Origin of the sequence: Paenibacillus popilliae ATCC 14706, assembly GCF_000315235.1 — a bacterium.
GTDB classification, from domain to species: Bacteria; Bacillota; Bacilli; order Paenibacillales; family Paenibacillaceae; genus Paenibacillus_B; species Paenibacillus_B popilliae.
Window position 1 is genome coordinate 1 of the sequence record NZ_BALG01000461.1, and the last position, 12,037, is coordinate 12,037.

General features: G+C 55.5%; 7 protein-coding genes. 4 read left to right on the top strand and 3 right to left on the bottom strand.

Annotation, left to right across the window (positions count from 1 at the left end; all coding sequences use genetic code 11):
• The first annotated feature begins 33 nt into the window (after positions 1-33).
• Complete coding sequence (locus PPOP_RS26205; protein ID WP_093471115.1) at positions 34-417, top strand: YcaO-like family protein; 384 nt, start codon at positions 34-36, stop codon at positions 415-417.
• An 80-nt stretch (positions 418-497) separates the two neighbouring features.
• On the opposite strand, the gene PPOP_RS18225 is transcribed toward PPOP_RS26205, so the two are convergent.
• Positions 498-1,796, bottom strand: coding sequence for an aminotransferase class I/II-fold pyridoxal phosphate-dependent enzyme (locus PPOP_RS18225; protein ID WP_006288154.1), 1,299 nt, complete (start codon positions 1,794-1,796; stop codon positions 498-500).
• A 248-nt stretch (positions 1,797-2,044) separates the two neighbouring features.
• On the opposite strand from PPOP_RS18225, the gene PPOP_RS18230 reads away from it, so the two are divergent.
• Positions 2,045-2,830 carry a helix-turn-helix domain-containing protein gene (locus tag PPOP_RS18230; protein ID WP_042229984.1) on the top strand — a complete coding sequence of 262 codons (786 nt, stop codon included), beginning with the start codon at positions 2,045-2,047 and terminating at the stop codon, positions 2,828-2,830.
• 93 nt (positions 2,831-2,923) lie between these two features.
• Here the strand turns inward: PPOP_RS18230 and asd are convergent, their stop codons facing one another.
• A complete protein-coding gene (gene asd, locus PPOP_RS18235) occupies positions 2,924-3,727 on the bottom strand; it encodes an archaetidylserine decarboxylase (RefSeq protein WP_006288156.1) in 804 nt (267 codons plus the stop codon).
• A gap of 163 nt (positions 3,728-3,890) precedes the next feature.
• Positions 3,891-4,979: a YheC/YheD family endospore coat-associated protein gene (locus tag PPOP_RS18240; protein ID WP_006288157.1), complete on the bottom strand. Its 1,089-nt coding sequence runs from the start codon at positions 4,977-4,979 to the stop codon at positions 3,891-3,893.
• A gap of 199 nt (positions 4,980-5,178) precedes the next feature.
• Between PPOP_RS18240 and PPOP_RS18245 the strand changes: the two genes are divergently transcribed.
• Both PPOP_RS18245 and PPOP_RS19650 read left to right on the top strand, forming a co-directional pair.
• Entirely contained in the window at positions 5,179-6,327 is a 1,149-nt protein-coding gene (locus tag PPOP_RS18245; protein ID WP_006288158.1) for a glycosyltransferase family 4 protein, read from the top strand.
• 135 nt (positions 6,328-6,462) lie between these two features.
• Positions 6,463-12,037: hypothetical protein (locus tag PPOP_RS19650; RefSeq protein WP_006288159.1), on the top strand; the 5,575-nt coding region annotated here is incomplete at its 3' end.

Below are 12,037 nucleotides of genomic sequence, written 5' to 3' on the forward strand. Positions count from 1 at the left end.
TGGTGAGAACTTTCATTCTACACGAATCCGGCCATGGGCCCTTTGTTTTTTATTCCCAGAAGGTGTCGCACTTCATTTTACAATCCGTCTTTTGAAAAAGAAGAAAATTTGATTGCACGAGAAGAGCTGAGAATTTATTCACCTACTTCTGCTGGTACTGCCATAGGTGGAAGCCATCAAGAAGCAATTTTTTTTGCTATTAGCGAATACTTGGAACGACATAATGGATTGCGGGCATGGTATGAAAAAAAACGATTAGTGAAATGGAATGAAAGATTATTTAAGAGCGATCCTATCCTATCAAGTTTTTTTTCGTTCTTTGCAAAGGAAAATTGCCAAATCAGTATCATAAATACCACCCGGCAATGTGAATACTTCCCAAGCCGACGATGCCAATCCGGGGCACTCTCATATTGATTCTCCTCTCTTTTCATGCCGAAGCCGGCAGTCCGATGTACTGCCGGCTTCGGCATCATTTGCGCGCACAGGTCACGCAGTTATGATTGGCTAATATCAAGCACGCCTTGATAAATGGTATCAAACAGCTTCTCCAGATCCGCTTCCTCGATACAAGAGAAGGCAACCCGCAGGTCGGTATCGCCAAGCGCGATTGTACCGACGCCATAAGCGTTAAGTAAATGGGTGCGAAGCTGCTCCGCAGGCACGGTGTTCAGCTTGAGACACATGAAGTATCCGGAATTGAACGGATAGTAGCTCCATACATCCCTGTATTTCCCACTGTCCAGCAGCGCTTTGACCTTGTTGGCACGCGCTTTCATGATTTGGTATTTCTCCTGCTTCTGCGCTTCGAATTCGGGTGATTGCAGCGCACGCAGGACGAAGGTCTGGGAAGGATGAGGTCCGCTAGAAATGGTCGCGCGAATGATGCCCATCGTCTTCTGCTCCAACGCCGCGAGCAGCGCTTCCGACCCTGCGGCATAGGTGATGAACCCGACACGGAAGCCCCATACATACTCTTCCTTGGTCGCTCCATCGACTTTGACCGGCAACACATTCGGATGAAGAGAAGCGAGTGACGAGAAGAGGGACTCATGCATCGAATCCTCGAAGAACAAGCCGAAATAGGCGTCATCCGTCACGACAACGAGGCGCATGCCGGCTTCTGCCGCCTCAAGAATGGCCTTTATGATCGCTTGTCCCTCTTCCCGGCCCGGCGTATATCCGGTCGGATTGTTCGGGAAGTTCAGCACGACGATGGCTTTGCCTTTGTCGCGATGGGCGAACAACGATTCACGAAGTCCAGCGCTATTGAATGTCCAGTTCTCGTCGTATAACGGATAGTAGACCATCTCGGCCCCGCGTCGGATGCTGAAGGTCAACTCGTAGTTCTCCCAATTTTTATCCGGTATAATGACGACGTCGCCTTTCTCGGCGAACAAATCGGCGACAATGCTTAACCCGTGCGTCAACGCATTGGTCGCGATCGGCATGCTGATATGCTTGTCCGCAAGCGAAGGATTCTCCTTGATCATCTTCTCTTTCCATAGCTTCCGCAGCTCTGGCTTGCCTGCCGGCGGCGCATACGGGAAAATATCCTTCGGGTTGTAGGCCGACAGCGTCTCCTGGATGACGTCCAGGTGCATCGGGATGCCGCCTTCCGTCGCGATGCCAATCGTCGCATTGAATTGCTTCGCTTTGCTCCCCGCTTCTGCCGATTGGCTTAATATGCCTTCCTTCGGGAAGTAGATCTGGTGACCGAGGCGCGAAAGCATGGCGTGAATGTTCGGATTGTCTCTTTGAATCGTGTCATTCAATTGTTGAGCAAGTGGGTTCATTTTGTCCATCCTTCCAACATCATTTTATATTGATTTTTCCTATTATATCATTGATTTTTCGCTTTCGTCACGGGGGTGGAGTGAAGATGACCAAATCAAGACGACAGATCCGCGGTTGGTATGATTGTGATCAGGAAGCGATTTGTAGTAGAATAGTGCAAATGAGAGCAGGCGTTGAATGAGCTGCCGTACTTTATCTAATATAGAGAATTCCCGAATAGAATCTGGGAAGGAGGTAGGAACCATCCGTGTTGAACGCCGAACCGAACCGATACGTCATCAAGCCATCCTGCGCGAAGATTACATGCGAGCCGAACTGGAAATGGCATAAGCGCGAGAAAGCGATGCCGAATTATGATCTCTTTTATGTATGGAACGGAGAAGGAGAGCTGCAGTTGAATGATGTATCGTATCATCTATGCAAAGGTAGTTGCTTCCTCTTCCGGCCAGGCGACAACACGATCGCTTCCCACAATGCGCAGAAGCCGCTGACGCTGACGTATATCCATTTTGACGTGGAAGTTCCCGTCGACGAGATACCCGAACCATACCGTGTTCTGGAGGAGACCGTCGATTTTGAGCATCTGCTGGTCCGTTATGTCCGCTTGTTCCTGTCCCGATCCTATGGGGCAGAGGAAGAGGCGAAGCTGGTCCTCAAGCAGATGATGATTCATCTGCTTCGCATTGATCGAGAAGGAACCGGAGAACGGAAGACAAGCTATCATCTGTCCGAGGCAATTCATGAGATTGCCAACTATATCCAGCAAAATCCGGAAGCCAATCACCGCATCAAGGATTTGGCGCAGCGCGCCCAATTGTCGCCGCGTTATTTCTCAGTCAAATTCAAAGAGCTAATCGGTACCTCAGTGCAAGCGTATATTATCCGCTCCCGCATTGAACGAGCGGAGCATCTGCTGCACCATGCGGGGATGAATGTAACGGAAGTGGCGGATGCGCTCGGATACCGGGATATCTTTTTTTTCAGCAGACAGTTCAAGCAGTACACAGGGCGAAGTCCTTCCGAAATACGTTGACAGAATAGAAAAAAGGCCGCTTGTCGTGAACGTTCCTCTGTTCATTGATAAGCGGCCTTGATTCTGTTGCGGGGGAAATCAAGCTTCCCCTGTTCACGGACGGGTCAGTACGGCCTGAAGCTGGCCCAAGCCTTCTCCCATCTTCACGATGGATCCGACAGTCAAATCGCTTCGCGGCTCAAATGTACCGTTCTCCATCAATAGAACAACAGTCGACCCAAATGCGAAATAGGCGAGTTCCTGCCCACGCTCGTATGCGGGAAGCGGCGCTCTGTCTGTATAGTGGATACTGCTTACGTTCAGCGCTCCGACCTTCACGACCGCCACTTCGCCATGCGCATGACGAAGATACGTAATCAACCGCTCGTTGCGGCTCAGCACGCGGGGCATGTGGCGCAGCCCGAAGTCATTCACCGGGTATACTCGGCCCGGTACGTGCTTGCTCTCTACCAAATTACCGGTGACCGGCGAATGAATGCGATGATAGTCAGTAGGGCTTAGATAGAGCACGAAATAGTAGCCATGTACGTACTTATGCTGGTAAGGCGAACGTTGCAGTAACTCGTCCAGCGCGTAATCCTGTCCCTTGACGTTGAGAATCGTGCCTTGCTGGATCGGACCCATTCCGGTAATCAGCGCGTCCACCGGGCTAAGCAAAATATCGTCGCCGGCAGCAAGCGGCCTCATCCCCGGCTTCAGGCGGCGGGTGAAGAATTCGTTCAGCGTTCGGTATTCAGACATCGGCTTCTCTGCCTCGTCTACTTGTATGCTATAGGCCTTGGCAAAGGAAGGAATCCATCGGCGGCTCCAAGCCGAGCTTGCTGCACGGCCGGCTGTACGCGATACCCATTTGCGCGAGGACAATTCGGTCAGAAGGCCCATCCATCGTTTCTTCATGACTGTTCATCACCTAGTGGCAGGTGCCCTTTCTCCCGGAAGCGGGACAGGCGCCCTGTATATTTGTATTCCGTAGCAGAGAGCGCAAACCGCTCTTCTGTGGACTATCTTGACACAGAACGCCTGTTTTTTCAATATGATAATCCATACGCCGCCCGTCTGGCTAACTCCGAAGGAAAGAGGCCCCGTAAGCGATGGGATTGCAATAAGTGGCCTCCCAGATGTCGTACAGTCCGGCTTCGCGGAAGCTGTAGCGTTGATCGCGCCCGTTGCATTCAATGAACAACGGCTTGCCGTCGGACGTCAACCCGATATCGAGTCCGACATCGGCCATTTGGCTTAAGCTGTGGGAAAGGCGGTTCACGACATGCAGAGAGAATACGCTAACGCGCTCTACCACCTCCGCGACAGAGCAATGCGGTATAGCGGCGGCAACAAGCTCTTCGAGCCGATGCACCGTTCCTCCCTGCGCAACATTGGTAACGAAGGTATGCCGAGGCGCGACCCGGCCGACGATTCCGGTGATTTTCCATTCTCTGCTTCCGCCGCGTTGAACTGAGATCCGCAAATCAAAGGGACGATCATGGTACCGGGCGAGCGGAAGCAGTTCCTGCACAAGATAGGGAGTCCGTTGCAGTTGGGCAATCACGAATCGCGGCAGCCTGCTGCCCGCGAGATTCACCTTCCTCCACTTTCTCGCTCCGCCGGCTGATCGTCCGGAATAGACGATGATCCAACCGGTGCTGCTGCGCTCCAGCTTCATAATGCCGCGTCCGACACTGTTGTTGTCCGGCTTCAGCACGACTGCGCCGTAGCTGTCCATCATTGCCGCGACGACGCCTGTCCGGGCAGGCACCGTAATCGGCAAATGAGGCACGAGTGCGGGATCCTGCTGGAGCAGAACGTGGAGCTTCCATTTTCCGTATCGATTCACCTGATTGAAAATAACCGTGCCGCGGTTCACCATCGACTGAACTCGTGCATGCGCCCCGGCACGGAAATAGATAGCCCGGTTATGAATGACGGACGGGACGGGGATGCGCCGTCTCGCGTAGCCCGTATGCTCTCTTATATACGCAACGGCCTCCATCTGCCTCACATTCACATCTTCCACGCGCATGAAGCAAGGAATGACGCCGTGGCGCCTCCCGGCTTCCTCGTAGAAGGCAATGGCTTCATGCCCTGTCTTGTTCTGCAGCAATCCCCGCAGCATGTTCGAATTGAACAGGATGCCGATGCGGTTGTCTGCCATGGAAGCACCTCCTCTGAACTACTGGTCCACTGGCTCCGCTGTCACTGCTTGTATTGTATGAACGCCCCTCCGGCTGCGCATGGACGAGTGCAGAGGAAGTTAGTCCAAATTACGGTTCCTGCTTGACCGGCGGCGTCTGGCAGACCTGTCCTGCAGGAAGTTGACATGTCCAGCGATGCAATTAGAAAGGAGAAAGCTTATGTACAAGGTTGCAATCCTAACGCCAGGATCCTATCCATATCCTTCAGGTTCCAGCAGCTCGGTGGAGCGAATCGTCGAGAACGTCACCGGTCTCGTGTCGTCTCGTGCGGATATTTGCGTGTACGGCCGGAGATGGTCGGGGCAGGCCGAGTCGGAATGGGTGGGCGGCGTCAAAATCGAACGGGTCGGACCAGTTTCTTTACGGTTATATGTGTATGAAGCGATGCGGTGCATAGCTCAGTTCCCACCCGATATTATCCAGATCGAGAACCGACCCCGCTACATTCCGATCATGAAGCGGCATTTTCCGCACGCGCGCATCTGGCTCCAGCTTCATTCCACCACCTTCATGCACAGACAGACAATCTCGCCAGCTGGGCTTCGGAGGGCGCTGTCTGCCGCCGATCAGATATTTGTGAACAGCCGTTATTTGGAAAGGCAGGTGATACGGGCATATCCGGAATGTCTGGAGAAGACGGCCATCAATTTGCTCGGCGTGGACGTCGATCGCTTCCCTTCACGCTGGACCGAAGAAGGAATCCAACGTTATACGGAAGGGAAACGGGCGCGCGGATGGGAAAATCGGGATGTTGTCCTGTACGTCGGCCGCCTTATTCCGCAAAAAGGCGTCTGGGAGCTGCTGCAGGCTGTGCCGTGGGTCATTCGCGAGCATCCGCGGGCGCTGTTCGTCATTGTCGGGGGCGCTTCATACGGATTGAACTGGAAGACGGCGTACGTGCGCCGTCTGGAACGGTTCGCGCGCAAGTACCCGCACCATATCCGGATGGTGCCTTTTGTTCCGCATGAGGAAATTCCGGGCTGGTACGCGCTGGCTGACCTTCTTGCTGTCCCGTCGCTGCGTCGGGAAGCGTTCGGTCTGGTCAATCTGGAGGCGATGGCTTCAGGAGTCCCGGTCGTAGCATCCAGGGTTGGGGGGATTCAGGAAGTCGTCCGGGACGGAGAAACCGGGCTGCTCGTCCCGCCGTACCGTCTGCCTGTACGGTTGGCATCGGCCTTTATCCGGCTGCTGCGGGATCGGGAAGTGCTGCGGCATATGGGTGAGGCCGCTGACCGGCATGTGCGTGGCACGTTCACCTGGAAGCAGACGGCGGAGCGCTGGGCCAGCTTCATTGACGGCCTCGGCTGATGTAAGCCTTGCCGATGGCATCGCTGTGTTGTCCGTTCCCTGATATGTCATTCCCCATATAGGCGAGTGACGATATTAGCCTATAACGCATATGATGCTCTATATGTTGGGCATAGAACGGAAAGGAGAGAGCACATGAAAAGGAAAAATGAAAAGCGGACAACCAAGGGACAGAAGCCATTAAAGAAATCGTCCAAAAAGCCGCTATACTTTGTAGACAATCCGAACCAGTCCGAGTTAACGCTGCTAGACCGTCTTAGTTCAACGAAGAAGCCGCCGGACGATTCTCAAAAAGCAAGCGTCAATGCGCTGGCTGCCGTTGAAGCCATAGAATCGGAGCACGAGAATTCGCTGCCGCCAATCATGGCAGTATCCGAGCGAGACCGTTCCGCCGACTGGGCCGGAGAGGAGCTGGAAGCAATGATGGAGGCGGTAAAGGCCGAAGAGGAACTGCTGCTTCCCGAGAACCGGACTGCTGCGGTTGAGCCGGAAGGAGCCGAAGAGACAGGTGAACTTCTACCGCCGGGAAGACCAATGTCTCGTCAAGCAAGGAACAGCCGCCGCAATGATCGCGCCGCGAAACGGTATGCTGGTACGGAACGTTCCCGGCCGGGCGAAGAGGAACGCCCATCGCGCAAGGAAAGCAAAGAAGATTATCCGACCTATACGTCGGCATTCAGCATGCCGGGGACATTGCCGATTGGGCCTGCAGCGCACGATGCCGCCGCCGCACGGCCGGGCATGGACGAACCGGCTACCCTGACCTCTCCGCCGTCTCCGGCCACTCAGCCTGAAGCGAATGCCGCCGATATCCGCAAGGCGAAGGAGAAGCTGTTGGCCGAGAAGCGGAGTTCGGCTCGTTCGACCGCTTTTATCTATACCGATGATATCGCGGATGAAGCGGTGACAGAGGAGAAGCTGGCCGCCTATTCAATCAGCGGAACGAAGATGCGGCGCGAGAGCATTGGCACCGACGTACTGATGGACTATGCCGTTACATCCTTGAAAATCGCCGAGGAGGCAGTAACCGGTTCCAAAATTGCTCCTAACTCGATAGCCGGGGAGCATTTAATCCGCAATGCTGTGTCCGGTGGAAAGCTTCGCGACCGTTCGGTTACGGGGGAGAAAATTAAGGATGGCAGCATCACTTCCGAGAAGCTGGCGGACAAAACGATCGATTCATCCAAGATCGCAGAAGGATCGATCCAGGCGAAGCATTTGAGTGAGTTGCTTATTTCGGGGAATCTCATTCAAGATCAAGCAATTACCGCGGAGAAAATCCGTAGCGGTGCCATTCGCACGGAAAATCTGGCGAACGAATCGGTTGACGCCTCCAAGCTGGCGCCTGAGTCCGTTACGAACTCCAAGCTGCGTGTTGCAGCGATTACCGGCGACAAGCTGTCGCCGGGCTGCATCGACACCCGCCATTTCAGCGAAGGGGCCGTTGAAGGCCGCGCTATCGGAATGCAGGCGGTGGAGGGCCGCCATATCGGCCCGGGACAAATCGATAGCACTCATATCGTGCCCGGCACGCTCTCCGGGGCGATGCTTGAAGCGCAGAGCATTACTAGCGAGCTGCTGGCCGACGAGGTGATGCAATCCCGCCATCTGGCAGAAGATAGCGTTCGCGAGGGTCATATTGGCCCGGGACAGATCAGTAGCCGCCATCTGGCCGATAGAGTGATTACTACCGCCAAGCTGGCGGATCAATCGATCAGCACAATGAAGCTAGTCGAACACGCGGTTACCTCCTCCAAACTGGCGGATCAAAGCGTACTGTCGACGAAGCTGGCGGATGAAGCGGTCCGTGCCCGGCACCTCGCCAAGCAATCGGTCGACGGGCAGCACTTGGCCTCTCAGTCCGTAGAATCGTTTCACATCGCTGAGGAGGCCATCAATGAGATTCACATTGCGCCCAATGCTGTCAATGGAATTCATCTTATGCCGGAAGCGATTCACGGCGCGCATCTTGTCGATGAAGTGGTGGAAAGTCGGCATGTAGGTGATCTGGCAATCGAAAGCAGGCATCTTGTCGATGAAGCGGTCATCACCGCCAAGTTGGCTCCGGCTGCCGTATCGTCCGATCAACTGGCGGATGGAGCGGTAATTGCCCGGAAGCTGGCAGCTGCCAGCGTTACACCGGAGAAGCTGGCCTATGCCAGTGTACAGCAGCACCATTTGGCGGCGGGAGTGGTTGGCCCTGATGCTATCGGCCCGCTTGCGGTGCAGGAGGAGCATATTTCTATTGGTGCGGTTCGGTCGGGACATATCTCTCCGCAGTCCATCCAGTCCACCGAGCTGGCTTCGGAGGCCGTCACGAGCGAGAAGCTGTCGGTGAATGCCGTCAAAGAGCGCCATATCGGGACAGGGGTCATCTATTCCCATCATCTGGCCGACCATATTATAACTTCTTTGAAATTATCTCCGGAGAGCGTGTCGACCGATAAACTGAGCGACTTGTCCGTCACGACCGCCAAGCTGACGAACGGAAGCGTAAACGCAGACAAACTGGCGGTGAACAGTGTGACGACTGTACATCTCGTCCACGGAGCCGTCACGTCCGACAAGCTTGCTGATGAAAGCGTCCAGGCGCAACATCTCGCTCCGAATTCGGTAGGGGCGGGGCAACTGCAGCTGAAGTCGGTCTCAGGGGCGGCGATCCAAGATTCGACGATTCGAGCGGAGCATTTGAACCCCGGCAGCGTAGGCTTGGTTCAGCTTGATGTAGCCAGCGTAGGCAGCGAACACGTGGTTGAGGGAGCCATTCACGCCAAGCATATCGCAGGCGGTAGCATTGGGTCCGTTCATCTCGGCGATGCGGCCGTAACAGGAAATAAATTGGCGGCTGACAGCGTCGCGGCTCGGAATCTGCAAGCGGCAAGCGTAGATACCGATCATCTGGCGGAGGAAGCTGTCACTGGCATGAAGCTGGCTCCCGGTTCGATCGGATCTCACCATGTACGGGAAGGGGCGATCCGATCCTCCCATCTGGGATCGCATTCTGTCGGCGAGGATCAGCTTCAGCCGAAATCGATATCTGCAGGAATGCTGCAGGAGGACAGCGTAACTGGGGTCAGCATCGCTCCCCAGTCCATCACGGAGAAACATGTGGCGCTGGAAGCGATATCGGGCAAGCATGTGCAGGCGGAATCGATTCAGGGTTACCATCTGCGCAAAGGGACGATTACGATGGCGCATTTGGGCACCGATGTGATCACCAGCGATATTATCCCGGACGGCAGTCTGGCCGGGAGCAAGATTCAACCTCGGACCGTGACGAGCGGACATGTCATGGATTCCGCCATCCAAGCCAGCCATCTGGCCGACGATGCGGTACACTCCCGCCATATTGCGGTGCAGGTGATCCGTTCGGAGCATCTATCCGCCAGCTCGGTGTCCGGCGAGCATCTCGCTTCCGACTCGGTCAACGGCGAGGCGATAGTAGAAGGCGCTGTCGGCAGCGGCCATCTCTCGGCAGGCGCGGTGCAAAGCCATCATGTTGCCTTCGGAGCGATTCAAGTCGAGCATCTGCAGAAGAACGCGATTGCAGGCGAACATATTCGACAGGCTGCGATCGGCGGCCGTCATTTGCAGACAGGACTAATTAACAGCCAGCATCTCCAACCCGGCTTGATTGTATCCGCTCATTTAAGCGAAGGGGCAGTACTTCCGTATCATTTGCGGGAGCAGACAATCGGAGAGCAGCATCTGCAAGCCACAAGCATCCGTGCGGATATGCTTCAGGACGGTGCCGTGACGGAACGAAGCCTGAGCGACGGCTGCGTGACGAGCGGCAAGTTGGACTTGGGCAGCATCGCGCGTGAGCATGTGCAACCGGGAGCCATTGGCGGCACGGAGCTGGCGGGCGGTGCGGTTCATTCGTCCCATGTGCAGTTTGGTGCCATTGGCAGTGTTCATATTGAGACAAATGCGATCGGAAGCGAGCAGTTGGCAGACGGAGCGGTCGGATTGTTGCATCTGAATGAAGAGGTCATGGAACTGTTAACCTCTGCGGCAACGCCGCAGCAGGCGGAGGCAGTTGTGATTGAAGAAGAATCGATCGCAACAGAAATGCTGCATTCCGGTGCCGTTACGGCAGAGAAGCTGGCTCATCAATGTATCGGCTCGATTCATCTACAGGAGCAGTCCATCAATTCCTCGCATTTGGAGGAATCAGCGGTGGAGGGGCGGCATATTCGCCCGCAAGAGGTCTCCAGTAAGCATATTGGCACTGGCGCCGTCCAGACCGAGCATATTGCGAGCGGAGCCGTGGTTGGCAGCCATCTGGCTGCAGGCGAAGTAAAGGGTCACCATATTGCCGAGGGCCAGGTAGCCGGCCAGCATATGGGTGCGGGCGTAGTCACCGGTCATCATATCGCCAAGGGCGAAGTGGTCGGTTGGCATATTGGTTCGAATGAAGTAAAAGGCCGTCATTTCGGCGAGGGCGAGGTAGCCGGTCGTCATATCGGAGCAGGGGAAGTAAAAGGCCATCATATCTCCGAATGCGAGATTAGGGGCCATCATCTTGGATCAGGCGAAGTCACCGGCCGCCATATCGGCGAGGGCGAGGTATTAGGATGGCATATCGGTGCAGGCGAAATAACGGACCGCCATATTGCTGAAGGTGAAGTCGCGGGTTACCATATCGCGAAGGGAGAAGTAGCCGGGTGGCACATCGGAGCAGGGGAAATCACAGGTCGCCATATCGGCGAGGGAGAGGTAACGGGCCATCATATTGGAACGGGCGAAATCACAGGTCGGCATATTGCTGAAGGAGAAGTTGAGGCCCATCATATCGGAGCAGGGAAAGTCACCGGCCATCATATCGCGGAGGCTGAGATAGCCAGCCGTCATATCGGAGCAGGGGAAGTAATAGGCCTTCATATCGAAGCAGGGGAAGTTACAGGCCATCATATCGCAGAGGGCGAGATAGGTGGCCGCCATATTGCTGAAGGCGAGGTAGCCGGCGAGCATATTAGATCAGGCGAAGTCACCGGCCGCCATATCGGCGAGGGCGAGGTATCAGGGTGGCATATCGGTGCAGGCGAAATAACGGACCGCCATATAGCTGAAGGCGAAGTCGCGGGTTACCATATCGCGAAGGGAGAAGTAGCCGGGTGGCACATCGGAGCAGGGGAAATCACAGGCCGCCATATCGGCGAGGGAGAGGTAACGGGCCATCATATCGGAGCAGGGGAAGTAACGGGCCGCCATATCGGCGAAGGCGAGGTCACCGGCCAACATATTGGAGCAGGAGAAGTAACAGGCCACCATATAGGCGAAGGCGAGGTCACCGGCCAACATATTGGAGCAGGAGAAGTAACGGGCCGCCATATCGGCGAGGGCGGGGTCACCGGCCAACATATTGGAGCAGGAGAAGTAACGGGCCGCCATATCGGCGAAGGCGAGGTAACGGGCCGCCATATCGGCGAGGGCGAGGTAACGGGCCAACATATTGGAGCAGGAGAAGTAACGGGCCGCCATATCGGCGAGGGCGAGGTAACGGGCCAACATCTCGGAGCAGGAGAAGTAACGGGCCGCCATATCGGCGAAGGTGTGGTCACCGGCCAACATATTGGAGCAGGAGAAGTAACGGGCCGCCATATTAGCGAAGGCGAGGTCACCGGCCAACATATTGGAGCAGGAGAAGTAACGGGCCGCCATATTAGCGAAGGCGAGGTCACCGGCCACCATCTCGGAGCAGGCGAAG